The organism is Pseudomonas sp. ASL7 (assembly GCF_056680375.1).
This window is the reverse complement of the sequence record NZ_CM155279.1, coordinates 361,670-376,862: the sequence shown is the minus strand read 5'-3', so window position 1 is coordinate 376,862 and position 15,193 is coordinate 361,670. Positions and strand designations below refer to the sequence as shown.

The following is a 15,193-nucleotide window of genomic DNA, read 5'->3' as shown; positions in this document are numbered from 1 at the left end:
TGGGAGGGCCGACCCTATCAACGCGACGCAGAAAATTTGAGACCCACGTCTGATTAATAAAAAAGAATTCAATAAATTCGCGGTGCAGCCGACAACTTCTGAAAGCCTCACGGATTGAAAATGCCATGCGCAACAACCTGCCTATTACACAACGCGAACGGACTTTCCCGGCTCAGCAACGGTTGATTTCCACCACCGATGCCAAGGGCGTGATCACCTACTGCAACGACGCTTTCGTCGAGATCAGCGGGTATTCTCGTGAAGAATTGATCCGTGCGCCGCATAACCTGGTCCGTCACCCTGACGTTCCATCCGCGGTGTTCGCGCACATGTGGGGCACGCTTAAGCAAGGCTTGCCATGGATGGGCATTGTGAAGAATCGCTGCAAGAGCGGTGACCACTATTGGGTGAATGCCTATGTGACGCCGGTGTTCGATGGCAAACAGGTCGTTGGTTATGAGTCGGTGCGGATCAAACCCACCTCCGAACAGATCCAGCGTGCCGAAGCGCTCTACCAACGCATCAACCAGGGCAAGTCAGCGGTTCCCGCAACCGATAAATGGCTGCCGGTGCTTCAGGACTGGCTGCCGTTCATTCTGGTCAGCCAGTTGAGCTTCATGATCGGCGCAACCCTCAACTCCCAATGGGGCTTCGCCCTGGCCGCCGGTCTTTCGGTGCCGCTGGGCTTGATGGGTCTGAGCTGGCAGCAGCGTGGCCTCAAGCGTTTGCTGCTCCTGGCCGAGCAGACCACGTCCGACCCTTTGATCGCGCAGATGTACACCGACAGCCGCGGTGCTCAGGCACGCCTGGAAATGTCGATCCTCAGCCAGGAAGCACGCCTGAGAACGTGCCTGACCCGTCTGCAGGACACCGCCGAGCACCTGACCGCCCAAGCGAAACAGTCCGACTCCCTGGCGCACAACAGCTCCACCGGACTGGAACGCCAGCGCGTCGAAACCGAGCAAGTGGCCACCGCCGTCAATCAGATGGCTGCCACCACACAGGAAGTCGCCAGCCATGTGCAGCGCACCGCCGACGCGACTCAGGAAGCCAATCGCCTGACCGGTCGCGGCCGCGACATCGCCGGTGAAACCCGTGAAGCGATCCAGCGCCTGTCGGTGGTGGTCGGTGAAACCGGTCTGACCGTGACGCAACTGGCCAAGGACAGCGACGAAATCGGCGGTGTGGTCGATGTGATCAAAGGCATCGCCGACCAGACCAACCTGCTGGCGTTGAACGCGGCCATCGAAGCCGCGCGTGCCGGCGAGATGGGTCGTGGTTTTGCGGTGGTCGCCGACGAAGTCCGTCAACTGGCGCAACGCACCAGTGAATCCACCGGGCAGATTCACGCCCTGATCGCCAAACTCCAGCAAACCGCCAGCACGGCGGTGCAAACCATGGAAGCCGGGCATCGCCAGGCTGAAGAAGGAGTGGCGCGGGTATTGGAAGCGGATCAGGCGCTGGTGGGGATCAGTGAAGCGGTGGCCAACATTACCGACATGACCACCCAGATCGCTGCAGCGACCGAAGAGCAAAGCGCCGTGGCCGAAGAAATCAGCCGCAACATCAGCAACATCTCGCAACTGGCGGACCAGACCTCGGAGCAGGCACAACACTCGGCGCTGTTGAGTGAAGAACTGACCAAAACCGCGAATACCCAGTATTCGTTGGTGGAGCGGTTTAACCGCTGACAGTTACTGGGAAGGCAAAAGCCCGGAGGGTAAAACTTTCGGGTTTTTTATTGCCAACCTGAAAGTCGCGCTGCCAGTCAGGCCTCTTCGCGAGCAGGCTCGCTCCCACAGTGGATTTGTGGTGATGCACATTCCCATGTGGGAGCGAGCCTGCTCGCGAAGAGGCCATGAGTGACGCCGCAAACCTCACTGGAGAAAGTTGGCCACCTTGCCCGCCGCAGCCGCCAGATGCTGCTCATGGGTAAATCCGGACGCCTTCAACGGCTTCAAATCATGATCCCCCGCTGCCAGCCAAAACACCTCGATACTCGGCGATAACGCATACCCCTCGACCGCCTCACGATTACCCAACGCATCCCGCTCACCCTGAACAATCAGTGCCGGCGTCTTAAGCGCAGCCAAATGCGCCACCCGCGGTTTCTCCGGTTTGCCAACGGCATAGAACGGATACCCCAGACAGACCAGCGCATCCGCGCCCAATTCATCCGCCAGCAAACTGGCCATCCGCCCGCCCATGGACTTGCCGCCGATGGCCAGACGCCCAGTGACATGGCGTCGCACCACGACATAGACCTCACGCCAGCATTCCAACAGTTTCGGTGCCGGATTCGGTGGCCGTTTACCGCCATCGACACGTCGTTGCGCCATGTAGGGAAACTCGAAGCGCAGTACGTTGACGCCTTGATCGGCAAGGCGTGCAGCCATGTCGTTCATCCAGCCGCTGTCCATGGGCGCACCTGCACCATGAGCGAGGATCAACGTCGTCGATGCGGGCACCACAGCGGCATTCCACAACCATCCATGATCTTGCAGGCACTGCGCCCATTGATCCCCGTCAATACTGGCCTTGTGCTGTTTGTCCATGCTTGCCTCGCTTTTAGTCTGCCTATAACTCCAGGCGAAGGGAGCCTCTGCCTTGCGCGGCTTACTCGCAAAGACGGGCTTTCACTTCGGCTGAACCGTGGATGGGGAACCATGAACACTTCTATCAGTACCGCCTACAACTACAAGGTGGTCCGCCAATTCGCCATTATGACGGTGGTGTGGGGCATCGTCGGCATGGGGCTCGGGGTTTTTCTCGCGGCCCAGTTGGTCTGGCCCGAACTCAACTTCAATTTGCCGTGGACCAGTTTCGGGCGTCTGCGCCCGCTGCACACCAACGCGGTGATTTTCGCCTTCGGCGGTTGCGCCCTGTTCGCCAGTTCGTTCTATTCGGTGCAACGCACCTGCCAGACTCAACTATTCGCGCCGAAAATCGCCCAGTTCTGTTTCTGGGGATGGCAGTTGGTGATCGTGCTGGCGGCCATCAGCCTGCCACTGGGCTACACCAGCTCCAAGGAATACGCCGAGCTTGAATGGCCGATCGACATCTTGATCACCATCGTCTGGGTCGCCTACGCCATCGTGTTCTTCGGCACACTGGCCAAGCGCAAGACCAAGCACATCTACGTCGGCAACTGGTTTTTCGGTGCGTTCATCATCACCGTGGCGATTCTGCACATCGTCAACAACCTGGAAATTCCGGTCAGCCTGACCAAGTCCTACTCGCTGTACGGCGGCGCGACTGACGCCATGGTTCAGTGGTGGTACGGCCACAACGCGGTGGGCTTCTTCCTGACCGCAGGCTTCCTCGGGATGATGTACTACTTCGTGCCGAAACAGGCCGAACGCCCGGTGTACTCGTATCGCCTGTCGATCGTGCACTTCTGGGCCCTGATTACCTTGTACATCTGGGCCGGTCCGCACCACTTGCACTACACCGCACTGCCGGACTGGGCACAGTCGCTGGGCATGGTGATGTCGCTGATCCTGCTGGCGCCGAGCTGGGGCGGGATGATCAACGGGATGATGACGCTCTCGGGCGCCTGGCATAAGTTGCGCAGCGACCCGATCCTGCGCTTCCTCGTGGTGTCCCTGGCGTTCTACGGCATGTCGACCTTCGAGGGGCCGATGATGGCGATTAAAACCGTCAACGCCCTTTCCCACTACACCGACTGGACCATCGGCCACGTACACGCCGGCGCCCTCGGCTGGGTGGCGATGATCTCCATCGGTGCGCTGTACCACATGATTCCGAAAATCTTCGGCCGCCCACAGATGCACAGCATCGGCCTGATCAACGCGCACTTCTGGCTCGCCACCATCGGCACCGTGCTCTACATCGCTTCGATGTGGGTCAACGGCATCGCCCAGGGCCTCATGTGGCGCGCGGTGAACGAAGACGGCACGCTGACCTACTCCTTCGTCGAAACCCTGGTGGCCAGCCACCCGGGCTACGTCGTGCGACTGGTGGGCGGTGCGATCTTCCTCAGCGGCATGTTGCTGATGGCCTACAACACCTGGTGTACCGTGCGGGCCTCGCAGCCTGCCGAAGCCACCGCTGCCGCGCAGATGGCCTGAGGAGTCCGCCATGAAACACGAAACAATCGAGAAAAACGTCGGCCTGCTGCTGTTGCTGATGGTCTTTGCCGTGAGCATCGGCGGCCTGACCCAGATCGTCCCGCTGTTCTTCCAGGACGTGACCAATAAACCGGTGGAAGGCATGAAGCCCTACACCGCACTGCAACTGGAAGGCCGCGACATTTACATCCGCGAAGGCTGCGTCGGCTGTCATTCGCAGATGATCCGGCCTTTCCGCGCCGAGACCGAACGTTACGGGCACTACTCGGTGGCCGGTGAAAGCGTTTGGGATCACCCGTTCCTGTGGGGCTCGAAACGTACGGGTCCGGACCTGGCCCGGGTCGGCGGTCGTTACTCCGAAGACTGGCACCGCGCGCACTTGTACAACCCACGCAACGTGGTGCCGGAATCGAAGATGCCCGCTTACCCCTGGTTGGTGGCCAATCAACTCGACAGCAGCCACATCGAAACCAAGATCCGCGTCATGCGAACCCTCGGCGTGCCGTACACCGACGACGATATCGCCGGTGCAACGGAATCGCTCAAGGGCAAGACCGAAATGGATGCACTGGTCGCCTACCTGCAAGTGCTCGGCACTGCCATCAAGAGCAAGAGGTGAGCCATGGTCGCTGAAATGAGCAGTGGAATGATCCGCGGCCTGGGCACGGTCGTGGTGTTCGTGGCCTTCGTCGGCCTCGCGCTGTGGGTGTTTAGCGGCAAGCGTAGTTCGGAATTCGCCGAAGCGCGCCTGCTGCCGTTCGCCGATGAGCCACAACCCGACAGCACTCAAGAACCTGCAACCACACGGAGTACCCGGCCATGACCACATTCTGGAGTACGTGGATCTGCGTACTGACCCTTGGCAGCCTGATCGGCCTGACCTGGTTGCTGATCGGCACTCGCAAGGGCGAAACCAAGGGCAGCGTCGACCAGACCATGGGCCACAGCTTCGACGGCATCGAGGAGTACGACAATCCGTTGCCGCAGTGGTGGTTCATGCTGTTCGCCGGTACGTTGGTGTTTGCCGTGGGTTATCTGATTCTTTATCCGGGCCTGGGCAACTGGAAAGGCATCCTGCCGGGCTATGAGGACGGCTGGACCGGCGTCCATGAATGGGAAAAGGAGATGAACAAGGCGGACGCGAAGTTCGGGCCGATCTTCGCTAAATTTGCCGCGATGCCACTGGAAGAAGTGGCCAAAGATCCGCAGGCGCTGAAAATGGGCGGTCGCCTGTTTGCCTCCAACTGCTCGGCCTGCCACGGCTCGGATGCCAAAGGCGCTTTCGGCTTCCCGAACCTGACGGACAGCGATTGGCGTTGGGGCGGTGACGCCCAGATGATCAAAACCACCATCATGGGCGGTCGCATGGCGGCGATGCCGGCCTGGGGTGAAATCCTCGGTGACGCTGGCGTGAAGAATGTCGCGGCCTATGTGCGTCATGACCTGGCCGGCCTACCGTTGCCTGCGGACAGCAGCGCCGACCTGGTCGCTGGACAGCAAGTGTTCAGCACCACCTGCATAGCCTGTCATGGGGCAAACGGCCACGGCACTGAAGCCATGGGTGCGCCGAATCTGACGCACCCGGCCGGTTTTATTTACGGTACGAGTCTGGCGCAGCTGCAACAAACCATCCGTCATGGCCGCCAGGGCCATATGCCGGCGCAGAACGAACTGCTCGGCAACGACAAGGTCCAACTGCTGGCCGCCTACGTTTACAGCCTGTCTCACGGATTGAATACCGAACGTTTGCAGGCTGGAGACAAAAGCGAATAATTCTTGACCGCTCTGCTGCCGCATTCTGCGGATTGCGGCAGTTCCCTGCCCCTTTTGCGACCCATTGTCGCACCCTCCGTTGGTCCTCCTTTCGGTTCACCAGATTCGGGTCTAAGCTTCCCCCGATGCGGACTGGCAATGAGCCGGTTCCAGGTCGACCTGACCCGATGTGTTCGACGAATCTGTTCAGTCACGGACCGCAAAGGCTGGTAGATACCGGCTGTCGCGCCAATTGCCGTCTGTCACTCGATCGTTGCGTTTGAACACACCCTGTTACAACCGACCTGAACCCCTCACCTTTTTTGTCCGCGGAGACATTTTGCCCGCGGGCAAATTTGTCCTTACGCGGCGCATGGAAAGGCCGCAGAATCAGCTTTAGAAAGCATTGATAGAGGTCATGGCGCGTTGCAATGACCCCCTGCTTTCTCCATACTTGCGACCGATTTTTACTCCTAATAAAACACCCAAACCGTGGAACCTTAGAATGAGCACAGCAATCAGTCCGACTGCTTATAACTATAAGGTAGTCCGCCAGTTCGCCATCATGACGGTGGTCTGGGGGATCCTTGGCATGGGGCTCGGTGTCTTCATCGCCTCACAGCTCGTATGGCCGGAATTGAATTTCGGTCTGCCGTGGACGACTTTTGGACGCTTACGCCCGTTGCACACCAACCTGGTGATTTTCGCCTTCGGTGGTTGTGCTCTGTTTGCCACTTCTTATTACGTCGTGCAGCGAACCTGCCAAACGCGACTGATTTCCGACAGCATGGCCGCCTTCCACTTCTGGGGATGGCAAGCGGTGATCGTCGGTGCCGGCATAACGTTGCCACTGGGTTACACCACCAGCAAGGAATATGCGGAGCTGGAATGGCCACTCGCTATTCTACTGGGCATTGTCTGGGTCGTTTATGCACTGGTGTTCTTCGGCACCATCATGAAGCGCAAGACCAAGCACATCTATGTCGGTAACTGGTTCTACGGTGCTTTCATCCTCGTGACTGCGATGCTCCACATCGTCAACCACATGTCGCTGCCGGTCAGCCTGTTCAAGTCCTACTCGGCCTACGCGGGTGCGACTGACGCAATGATCCAGTGGTGGTACGGCCACAACGCGGTCGGTTTCTTCCTGACCACCGGCTTCCTGGGGATGATGTACTACTTCGTGCCGAAGCAGGCCGAGCGTCCGATCTACTCCTATCGCCTGTCCATCGTGCACTTCTGGGCGCTGATCACCCTGTACATCTGGGCCGGTCCGCACCACCTGCACTACACCGCACTGCCGGACTGGGCTCAGTCCCTGGGCATGGCGATGTCGATCATCCTGCTGGCACCAAGCTGGGGCGGCATGATCAACGGCATGATGACCCTGTCGGGCGCCTGGCATAAATTGCGCACCGACCCGATCCTGCGCTTCCTCGTTGTATCGCTGGCCTTCTACGGCATGTCGACCTTCGAAGGCCCGATGATGGCCATCAAGACCGTCAACTCGCTGTCTCACTACACTGACTGGACCATCGGCCACGTACACGCCGGTGCTTTGGGCTGGGTTGCGATGATCTCGATCGGCGCCATCTACCACATGATCCCGAAAATCTTCGGTCGCCCGGCCATGCACAGCACCGGCCTGATCAACGCGCACTTCTGGCTCGCAACCATCGGTACCGTTCTGTACATCGCCTCGATGTGGGTCAACGGCATTACCCAGGGTCTGATGTGGCGTGCAATCAACGATGACGGCACCCTCACCTACTCGTTCGTCGAAGCGCTGCAAGCCAGCCACCCTGGTTACATTGTTCGCGCCCTGGGCGGTGCGTTCTTTGCCAGCGGCATGCTGTTCATGGCCTACAACGTGTTCCGTACCGTTCGCGCCTCGAACCCGGCTGAAGCCGAAGCCGCCGCTCAGATTGCTGTAGTTGGAGCTCACTGATGAAGCATGAAACAGTCGAGAAGAATATTGGCCTGCTGGCCTTCTTCATGGTTATCGCCGTCAGCATCGGCGGCCTGACCCAGATCGTTCCGCTGTTTTTCCAGGACGTCACCAACAAGCCGGTCGAAGGCATGAAGCCTCGCCCTGCCCTTGAACTGGAAGGTCGCGACATCTTTATCGCTAACGGTTGTGTCGGCTGCCACTCGCAGATGATCCGCCCGTTCCGTGCTGAAACCGAACGTTACGGCCACTATTCGGTCGCCGGTGAAAGCGTCTGGGACCACCCGTTCCTGTGGGGTTCCAAGCGTACCGGTCCGGACCTGGCCCGTGTCGGCGGTCGTTACTCCGATGACTGGCATCGTGCGCATTTGTACAACCCGCGCAACGTTGTGCCTGAGTCGAAAATGCCGGCCTACCCGTTCCTCGTGGAAAACAAGCTCGACGGCAAAGACACCGCCAAGAAAATGGAAGTCTTGCGCACGCTCGGCGTCCCTTACACCGACGAAGACATCGCCGGCGCCAAGGATGCTGTGAAGGGCAAAACCGAAATGGACGCGCTGGTGGCCTATCTGCAAGGCCTGGGCACCATCATCAAAAGCAAACGGTGATTTAGATGGATATCGGGATGATTCGTGGCCTGGGCACCGTTGTTGTAATGGTGGCCTTCATCGGACTGGCACTGTGGGTGTTCAGCCCCAAGCGCAAGTCGGAGTTTGAAGACGCAACCTTGCTGCCTTTCGCGGATGATCCCGAAGCCATCAAGCACGTCGAGCAAGCTTCTAGGAGTAACAAAGAATGACTACGTTCTGGAGTCTGTACGTCACAGTCCTCAGTCTCGGCACCATCTTCGCCCTGACCTGGCTGCTGCTGTCCACCCGCAAGGGCCAGCGCAGCGAAGCCACCGAAGAAACGGTTGGCCACTCCTTTGACGGGATCGAGGAGTACGACAACCCGCTGCCGAAATGGTGGTTCATGCTGTTCGTGGGCACCATCATCTTCGCGCTGGGCTACCTGGTCCTGTACCCGGGCCTGGGCAACTGGAAAGGCCTGCTGCCAGGTTACAACTACCTCGATAACGACAAGCAGACTGCGTTCGCCAACGGCCAGACTGGTTGGACCGGCGTTCACGAGTGGGAAAAGGAAATGGCCAAGTCGGACGCCAGGTTCGGCCCGATCTTCGCCAAGTTCGCTTCCATGCCGATCGAAGACGTCGCCAAGGACCCGCAAGCCCTGAAGATGGGTGGCCGCCTGTTCGCCTCCAACTGCTCGGTCTGCCACGGTTCCGACGCCAAAGGCGCGTATGGCTTCCCTAACCTGACCGACGCCGACTGGCGCTGGGGCGGCGAACCGGAAACCATCAAGACCACCATCATGGGCGGTCGCCACGCAGTGATGCCGGCCTGGGCTGAAGTGATCGGCGAGCAAGGCGTTGCGAACGTTGCCGCGTTCGTGCTGACCAGGCTCGATGGCCGCAAGTTGCCGGAAGACACCAAGGCTGACCCGGTTGCCGGCGGGAAACTGTTCGCTGCCAACTGCGTGGCCTGCCACGGTCCGGAAGGCAAAGGCACCCCAGCCATGGGCGCACCTAACCTGACTCACCCGGCAGCGTTCATCTACGGTTCGAGCTTCGCTCAATTGCAGCAGACCATCCGTTACGGCCGTCAGGGCCAGATGCCTGCGCAAGAACAGCTGCAAGGCAACGACAAGGTTCACCTGCTGGCCGCTTACGTCTACAGCCTGTCTCACGGTGACAATGCTCCAGCGGCAGACGCCCAGTAAGGCAAACGCCTGACGCAACACTAAACGGCCCCGCCAATGAGAATTGGCGGGGCCGTTTTGGTTTAAACCACTCATGACCACAGGGAGCGATCAGTGGTAACGACACGCGCCGCTTTGAAGTTGCGATACAACCCGTCGAGTAGTAACGTTGCTACAAAGTACTTTCAGGATGGGTAGACATGATGGCCATCACCACCATTTCCAGCCGTGAATTCAATCAGGACACAAGTAGTGCCAAAAAAGCCACGCGCCAGGGGCCGGTTATCATCACCGATCGTGGCAAACCGGCCCATGTGCTGCTAAGCATTGAGGACTACGAAAAACTGACCGGTGTAAATGCCAGCATCGTCGAGCTGCTGGTGATGCCGGAAGCGGCAGATATCGAGTTCGAAACCGAGCGCGCCGTGATCTCCCATCGACCCGTGGACCTGTCCTGATGTTTCTACTCGACACCAACGTGATTTCTGAACTGCGCAAACCCCAGGCTGATGCAAACGTCGTCGCCTGGGCCAAAAGTATCATCGCTACACGCCTGTTTATTTCGGCCATTACCCTGAAGGAACTGGAAACAGGTGTCCTGCGCATAGAGCGTCGCGACCCAGCGCAGGGAAAGGTCTTGCGTACCTGGCTGAAGCGCCACGTCATGCCGGCTTTCGATGGCAGAATTCTTCCGATCGATGCCGGCGTGGCGCTGCGCTGTGCCGGTTTGCATGTTCCGGACCGAGTCAACGAAGCCGACTCCCTGATCGCAGCGACCGCGCTGGTTCATGGCCTTACGGTGGTCACGCGTAACATTAGCGATTTTCAATCCAGCGGCGTTGCACTGATTAATCCATGGGCCGATTGATCGCAGACACACGTAAAACCGTCCATAATTTCACCAGTCAATTGATACAAGTCATTACACCGTCAGTTGATTTCCTCCAACGTGACCAAAGGTCGCACCCTTGAGCCAGAGCGACAGGCGTATCATTGCGCCACTGCACTACCTCTTTTTGACCGCGGTCGGCATGCACTGACCGAGGCATTTTTCCACTGCCGTGGGATGCACCAGATGAGCAACCAGATTCCGGTACACGACGTTACCCCGCCTGCCAAAAACACGAACAACAGCGTCGATCTCTACGCCTCTCGGGAAAAAATTTACACCCGCGCCTTCACCGGCCTGTTCCGCAACCTGCGGATGATGGGCGGCGCCTTTTTGTTTCTGTTGTATTTCGGCACGGTGTGGCTGAATTGGGGTGGCCATCAAGCCGTCTGGTGGAACCTGCCCGAGCGTAAATTTTTCATTTTTGGCGCGACCTTCTGGCCTCAGGATTTCATCCTGCTCTCGGGGATTTTGATCGTCAGCGCCTTCGGCCTGTTCTTCATCACCGTTTATGCCGGTCGCGTCTGGTGCGGCTACACCTGCCCGCAGAGCGTCTGGACGTGGATTTTCATGTGGTGTGAGAAGGTCACCGAAGGTGACCGTAATCAGCGCATCAAGCTCGACAAGGCGCCGATGAGCGCCAACAAATTACTGAGAAAACTCAGCAAACACTCGATGTGGCTGTTAATCGGCTTCATCACCGGCATGACCTTTGTCGGTTACTTCTCACCGATCCGCGAGCTGACCATCGACTTCTTCACGGGTGAAGCCGATGGCTGGTCGTATTTCTGGGTGGGCTTCTTCACCCTCGCCACCTACGGCAACGCAGGTTGGTTGCGCGAGCAAGTGTGCATTTACATGTGTCCGTATGCGCGCTTCCAGAGCGTGATGTTCGACAAGGACACGCTGATTGTCTCCTATGACCCGCGTCGTGGTGAAAGCCGTGGCCCGCGCAAGAAAGGTATCGACTACAAGGCCCAGGGCCTGGGCGATTGCATCGATTGCACCATGTGCGTCCAGGTCTGCCCGACCGGCATCGACATCCGCGATGGTCTGCAAATCGAGTGCATCGGTTGCGCCGCGTGTATCGATGCCTGCGACAGCATCATGGACAAGATGGACTACCCGCGCGGCCTGATCAGCTATACCACCGAGCACAACCTGTCCGGGCAAAAAACTCATAAACTGCGTCCGCGCCTGATCGGTTATGCCGTGGTGCTGCTGGCGATGATGGCGCTGCTGGCAACCGCCTTCTTCATGCGCGCGCTGGTCGGTTTCGATGTCAGCAAAGACCGCGTGCTGTACCGTGAGAACGCCGAAGGCCGGATTGAAAACGTCTACAGCCTGAAGATCATGAACAAAGACCAGCGCGATCATACCTACGTGCTGGAAGCCGCCGGCCTGCCGGACCTCAAGCTGCAAGGGCAGCGCGAAATCAAAGTTGCCGCCGGGGAAATTTTCAGCCAGCCGGTCGAGTTGTCCATCGCTCCGGAAAAATTGCCATCGAGCACCAACGAGGTGAAATTCATCCTCAGGGATGCCGATGACGCGAGCGTCCACGTTGAAGCCAAAAGCCGATTCATCGGCCCACAAGTTCGTTGAGAGAAGTGATCATGACCGCAGCAAACGCCGCAAGCCCTTGGTATAAGCACCTTTGGCCGTGGATCATCATTGGGATTCTGACCTGCTCGGTGACCCTGACCCTGTCCATGGTGACCATTGCGGTGAAAAACCCGGACAACCTGGTCAACGACAACTACTACGAGGCCGGCAAGGGCATCAACCGCTCGCTCGATCGTGAATTGCTGGCACAGGCGCTGCTCGTGCACGCCAGCGTTCACCTGGATGATGTGACCGGCGAGGTTGACCTGCGCCTGACCGGCAACAGCCAACCGAAATCCGTGGAACTGAACCTGATCTCGCCGACCCAACCGGAAAAGGATCGCAAGATCATCCTGGCTCGCAGCGAAACTGAAGCAGGCCGCTACATCGGCCAGTTGAACGACAAGGTCGAAGGCCGTCGTTTTGTGGAGCTGTTGGGTGTGCAGGATGATAAAACCTGGCGCCTGTTTGAAGAAGAACAAGTCGGCCATGACAAGGATCTGCGGCTGGGTGATGAGCCGCTGCAAGGCGCGGAAGACCTGAAGAATTAAAACCGCGCTTCGCGCATCGCGAGCAAGCTCGCTCCCACAGTGGATTTTTGGTGCACACACATCTTGTGCATGACACAGATCAAATGTGGGAGCGAGCCTGCTCGCGATGAGGCCCTCCCGGACGATATAGACTCCACCTCATGACCACGCCAACCCCCTGCTACCACTGCGCCCTGCCCGTCCCGGCCGGCAGCCGTTTCACCGCGGTTGTCCTTGGGGAAAACCGCGAGTTCTGCTGCCCGGGTTGCCAGGCAGTGGCTGAGGCAATCGTCGTCGGTGGACTGGAGAGCTATTACCAGCATCGCAGCGAGTCATCCGCCAACCCCCAAGCCTTGCCCGTGCAGTTGGTGGATGAACTGGCGCTCTACGATCGCGCCGATGTGCAAGCCCCGTTTGTGCGTCACGACGGCGATCTCGCCGAAACCACCCTGCTCATGGAAGGCATCAGTTGCGCCGCCTGCGGCTGGCTGATTGAAAAGCACCTTCGCAGCCTGCCCGCCGTGGCCGAAGCGCGACTGAACCTGTCGAACCATCGCCTGCACGTGCGCTGGGCTGACGCGCAATTGCCATTGAGCCACGTCCTCAGCGAATTGCGCCACATTGGTTATGCCGCCCACCCCTACCAGGCTGATCGTGCCAGTGAACAACTGGCCAGCGAAAACCGCCTGGCCCTGCGCCAACTCGGCGTGGCCGGGCTGCTGTGGTTCCAGGCGATGATGGCAACCATGGCCACCTGGCCGGAATTCAACATTGACCTCAGCCCCGAGCTGCATACCATCCTGCGCTGGGTCGCGATGTTCCTGACCACGCCGATCGTGTTCTACAGCTGCGCGCCATTCTTCAAGGGCGCCATGCGCGACCTGCGCACCCGACACCTGACCATGGACGTTTCGGTGTCGCTGGCCATCGGCAGTGCCTACCTCGGCGGGATCTGGACGTCGATCACCGGCGCAGGCGAACTGTATTTCGATGCTGTCGGCATGTTCGCGCTGTTCCTGCTGGCCGGGCGTTATCTGGAACGCCGCGCCCGGGAGCGCACCGCGGCGGCCACTGCCCAGCTTGTAAATTTATTGCCCGCCTCATGCCTGCGCCTGAGCAATGAGGGCCAGAGCGAGCGGATCCTGCTGAGCGAACTGCGCGTGGGCGATCAAGTGCTGGTGCATCCCGGTGCGATCCTCCCGGCTGACGGCAAGATCCTCGACGGTCAGTCGAGTGTCGACGAGTCCCTGCTGACGGGCGAATACTTGCCGCAACCACGGACCCGGGGCGACGCGGTGACGGCCGGCACACTCAACGTCGAAGGCGCATTGACTGTGGAAGTCCTGGCGCTGGGCCAGGACACCCGACTGTCCGCCATCGTCCGCCTGCTGGAGCGTGCCCAGGCCGAGAAGCCGCGACTGGCAGAAATCGCCGACCGTGCCGCGCAGTGGTTTCTGCTGCTGTCGCTGATCGCCGCGGCGATCATTGGCCTAGTCTGGTGGGAACTGGATTCATCGCGCGCCTTTTGGGTTGTCCTGGCGATGTTGGTTGCGACCTGCCCCTGTGCCTTGTCCCTCGCCACGCCAACCGCCCTCACCGCCGCCACCGGCACGCTGCACAAACTGGGGCTGTTGTTGACGCGCGGTCATGTGCTGGAGGGCTTGAACCAGATCGACACGGTGATTTTCGACAAGACCGGCACCCTGACCGAAGGTCGCCTGGCGCTGCGTTCGATTCGTCCGCTCGGCGCCTTCGATAGCGATCAATGCCTGAGTCTCGCCGCCGCGCTTGAAAACCGTTCCGAACACCCGATCGCCCGTGCCTTTGGTCGTGCGCCGCTGGCCGCTGAAGAAGTCCACAGCACGCCGGGCCTGGGCCTCGAAGGGTTGGTCGGCGAGCAACGCCTGCGCATCGGCCAACCGGGGTTTGTCTGCGAACTCAGTGGCGCGGCGATGCCATCCGTGCCGGACGAAGCCGGCCAATGGCTGCTGCTCGGCGACAGCCAGGGGCCATTAGCGTGGTTTGTCCTTGACGACCGCTTGCGCGCTGACGCCTCCGCGCTGTTGGAGGCCTGCAAGGCTCGCGGCTGGCGCACGTTGCTGCTGTCGGGCGACAGCTCGCCGATGGTCGCCAGTGTCGCCGCGGAGCTGGGCATCGACGAGGCCCGGGGCGGCTTGCGTCCGGATGATAAATTGCAGGTCCTGCAACAGCTGCACAAGGAAGGCCGCAAAGTGTTGATGCTGGGTGACGGGGTCAACGACGTGCCGGTACTGGCCGCCGCCGACATCAGCGTCGCCATGGGCTCGGCCACCGATCTGGCGAAAACCAGTGCCGATGCGGTGCTGCTGTCGAACCGTCTCGACGCGCTGGTGCAAGCCTTCAGCCTGGCGCGGCGCACCCGTCGGGTAATCATCGAGAACCTGCTGTGGGCCGGGCTGTACAATGGCCTCATGCTGCCGTTCGCCGCCCTCGGCTGGATCACCCCGGTATGGGCCGCGGTCGGCATGTCCATCAGTTCGTTGACCGTGGTGCTCAACGCCTTGCGCCTGACTCGTCTGCCGAGCACGCCTGCCGCCCGCACCACGCCCGTAACCCGTCCGCTGCCGGCTTGAGCCGCGCGGGC

Annotated in this window: 15 protein-coding genes; 14 read left to right on the top strand and 1 reads right to left on the bottom strand. The window is 59.9% G+C overall.

Annotated elements, in window-relative coordinates; translation table 11 throughout:
• Positions 1 to 125: 125 nt before the first annotated feature.
• Positions 126 to 1,691: a methyl-accepting chemotaxis protein gene (locus tag AC1MDT_RS01720; protein ID WP_480420403.1), complete on the top strand. Its 1,566-nt coding sequence runs from the start codon at positions 126 to 128 to the stop codon at positions 1,689 to 1,691.
• Between the two features lie 186 nt (positions 1,692 to 1,877).
• Here AC1MDT_RS01720 and AC1MDT_RS01715 read toward each other — a convergent pair whose 3' ends face one another.
• Positions 1,878 to 2,555 (bottom strand): alpha/beta family hydrolase, encoded by a 678-nt coding sequence (locus AC1MDT_RS01715; protein ID WP_480420402.1) that lies wholly within the window; start codon positions 2,553 to 2,555, stop codon positions 1,878 to 1,880.
• Between the two features lie 111 nt (positions 2,556 to 2,666).
• Here AC1MDT_RS01715 and ccoN (AC1MDT_RS01710) point away from each other — a divergent pair, with 111 nt between their 5' ends.
• The 13 genes from ccoN (AC1MDT_RS01710) to AC1MDT_RS01650 all read left to right on the top strand — a co-directional run bounded on the left by ccoN (AC1MDT_RS01710) (position 2,667) and on the right by AC1MDT_RS01650 (position 15,182).
• Positions 2,667 to 4,091 carry a cytochrome-c oxidase, cbb3-type subunit I gene (gene ccoN, locus AC1MDT_RS01710; protein WP_480420401.1) on the top strand — a complete coding sequence of 475 codons (1,425 nt, stop codon included), beginning with the start codon at positions 2,667 to 2,669 and terminating at the stop codon, positions 4,089 to 4,091.
• Positions 4,092 to 4,101: 10 nt separating this feature from the next.
• Positions 4,102 to 4,710: a cytochrome-c oxidase, cbb3-type subunit II gene (gene ccoO, locus AC1MDT_RS01705; protein ID WP_480420400.1), complete on the top strand. Its 609-nt coding sequence runs from the start codon at positions 4,102 to 4,104 to the stop codon at positions 4,708 to 4,710.
• A gap of 3 nt (positions 4,711 to 4,713) precedes the next feature.
• A complete protein-coding gene (locus AC1MDT_RS01700) occupies positions 4,714 to 4,914 on the top strand; it encodes a cbb3-type cytochrome oxidase subunit 3 (RefSeq protein WP_480420399.1) in 201 nt (66 codons plus the stop codon).
• The gene (ccoP, locus tag AC1MDT_RS01695; RefSeq protein WP_480420398.1) at positions 4,911 to 5,864 is read left to right on the top strand and encodes a cytochrome-c oxidase, cbb3-type subunit III; all 954 of its coding nucleotides are present in this window, start codon (positions 4,911 to 4,913) and stop codon (positions 5,862 to 5,864) included. The genes AC1MDT_RS01700 and ccoP (AC1MDT_RS01695) overlap by 4 nt, the downstream gene beginning before the upstream one ends.
• Before the next feature lie 484 nt (positions 5,865 to 6,348).
• Entirely contained in the window at positions 6,349 to 7,791 is a 1,443-nt protein-coding gene (gene ccoN / locus AC1MDT_RS01690) for a cytochrome-c oxidase, cbb3-type subunit I (protein WP_480420397.1), read from the top strand.
• Positions 7,791 to 8,399: a cytochrome-c oxidase, cbb3-type subunit II gene (gene ccoO / locus AC1MDT_RS01685; RefSeq protein WP_480420396.1), complete on the top strand. Its 609-nt coding sequence runs from the start codon at positions 7,791 to 7,793 to the stop codon at positions 8,397 to 8,399. Before ccoN (AC1MDT_RS01690) ends, ccoO (AC1MDT_RS01685) begins: the two co-directional genes overlap by 1 nt.
• 5 nt (positions 8,400 to 8,404) lie before the next feature.
• Positions 8,405 to 8,590: a CcoQ/FixQ family Cbb3-type cytochrome c oxidase assembly chaperone gene (locus tag AC1MDT_RS01680; protein WP_003175465.1), complete on the top strand. Its 186-nt coding sequence runs from the start codon at positions 8,405 to 8,407 to the stop codon at positions 8,588 to 8,590.
• On the top strand, positions 8,587 to 9,570 hold the full coding sequence (gene ccoP, locus AC1MDT_RS01675) for a cytochrome-c oxidase, cbb3-type subunit III (protein WP_480420395.1): 984 nt from the start codon (positions 8,587 to 8,589) through the stop codon (positions 9,568 to 9,570). The genes AC1MDT_RS01680 and ccoP (AC1MDT_RS01675) overlap by 4 nt, the downstream gene beginning before the upstream one ends.
• Before the next feature lie 182 nt (positions 9,571 to 9,752).
• On the top strand, positions 9,753 to 10,007 hold the full coding sequence (locus AC1MDT_RS01670) for a type II toxin-antitoxin system Phd/YefM family antitoxin (protein ID WP_480422680.1): 255 nt from the start codon (positions 9,753 to 9,755) through the stop codon (positions 10,005 to 10,007).
• The gene (locus AC1MDT_RS01665; protein WP_480420394.1) at positions 10,007 to 10,417 is read left to right on the top strand and encodes a PIN domain-containing protein; all 411 of its coding nucleotides are present in this window, start codon (positions 10,007 to 10,009) and stop codon (positions 10,415 to 10,417) included. Before AC1MDT_RS01670 ends, AC1MDT_RS01665 begins: the two co-directional genes overlap by 1 nt.
• A 207-nt stretch (positions 10,418 to 10,624) precedes the next feature.
• Complete coding sequence (gene ccoG, locus AC1MDT_RS01660) at positions 10,625 to 12,040, top strand: cytochrome c oxidase accessory protein CcoG (RefSeq protein ID WP_480420393.1); 1,416 nt, start codon at positions 10,625 to 10,627, stop codon at positions 12,038 to 12,040.
• Positions 12,041 to 12,051: 11 nt separating this feature from the next.
• Positions 12,052 to 12,591, top strand: a complete 540-nt coding sequence (locus AC1MDT_RS01655; RefSeq protein WP_480420392.1) for a FixH family protein — start codon at positions 12,052 to 12,054, stop codon at positions 12,589 to 12,591.
• Between the two features lie 140 nt (positions 12,592 to 12,731).
• Positions 12,732 to 15,182, top strand: a complete 2,451-nt coding sequence (locus AC1MDT_RS01650; RefSeq protein ID WP_480420391.1) for a heavy metal translocating P-type ATPase — start codon at positions 12,732 to 12,734, stop codon at positions 15,180 to 15,182.
• The last annotated feature ends 11 nt before the right edge of the window (positions 15,183 to 15,193 follow it).

Excerpts from the sequence above, each read along its gene's own strand:
- AC1MDT_RS01700 (WP_480420399.1), top strand. The coding sequence starts at position 4,714 with ATGGTCGCTGAAATGAGCAGTGGAATGATCCGCGGCCTGGGCACGGTC.
- AC1MDT_RS01715 (WP_480420402.1), bottom strand. The coding sequence starts at position 2,555 with ATGGACAAACAGCACAAGGCCAGTATTGACGGGGATCAATGGGCGCAG.
- ccoO (WP_480420400.1), top strand. The coding sequence starts at position 4,102 with ATGAAACACGAAACAATCGAGAAAAACGTCGGCCTGCTGCTGTTGCTG.
- AC1MDT_RS01665 (WP_480420394.1), top strand. The coding sequence starts at position 10,007 with ATGTTTCTACTCGACACCAACGTGATTTCTGAACTGCGCAAACCCCAG.
- AC1MDT_RS01655 (WP_480420392.1), top strand. The coding sequence starts at position 12,052 with ATGACCGCAGCAAACGCCGCAAGCCCTTGGTATAAGCACCTTTGGCCG.
- ccoN (WP_480420401.1), top strand. The coding sequence starts at position 2,667 with ATGAACACTTCTATCAGTACCGCCTACAACTACAAGGTGGTCCGCCAA.
- AC1MDT_RS01670 (WP_480422680.1), top strand. The coding sequence starts at position 9,753 with ATGGCCATCACCACCATTTCCAGCCGTGAATTCAATCAGGACACAAGT.
- ccoP (WP_480420398.1), top strand. The coding sequence starts at position 4,911 with ATGACCACATTCTGGAGTACGTGGATCTGCGTACTGACCCTTGGCAGC.
- ccoP (WP_480420395.1), top strand. The coding sequence starts at position 8,587 with ATGACTACGTTCTGGAGTCTGTACGTCACAGTCCTCAGTCTCGGCACC.
- AC1MDT_RS01680 (WP_003175465.1), top strand. The coding sequence starts at position 8,405 with ATGGATATCGGGATGATTCGTGGCCTGGGCACCGTTGTTGTAATGGTG.
- ccoO (WP_480420396.1), top strand. The coding sequence starts at position 7,791 with ATGAAGCATGAAACAGTCGAGAAGAATATTGGCCTGCTGGCCTTCTTC.
- AC1MDT_RS01650 (WP_480420391.1), top strand. The coding sequence starts at position 12,732 with ATGACCACGCCAACCCCCTGCTACCACTGCGCCCTGCCCGTCCCGGCC.
- AC1MDT_RS01720 (WP_480420403.1), top strand. The coding sequence starts at position 126 with ATGCGCAACAACCTGCCTATTACACAACGCGAACGGACTTTCCCGGCT.
- ccoN (WP_480420397.1), top strand. The coding sequence starts at position 6,349 with ATGAGCACAGCAATCAGTCCGACTGCTTATAACTATAAGGTAGTCCGC.
- ccoG (WP_480420393.1), top strand. The coding sequence starts at position 10,625 with ATGAGCAACCAGATTCCGGTACACGACGTTACCCCGCCTGCCAAAAAC.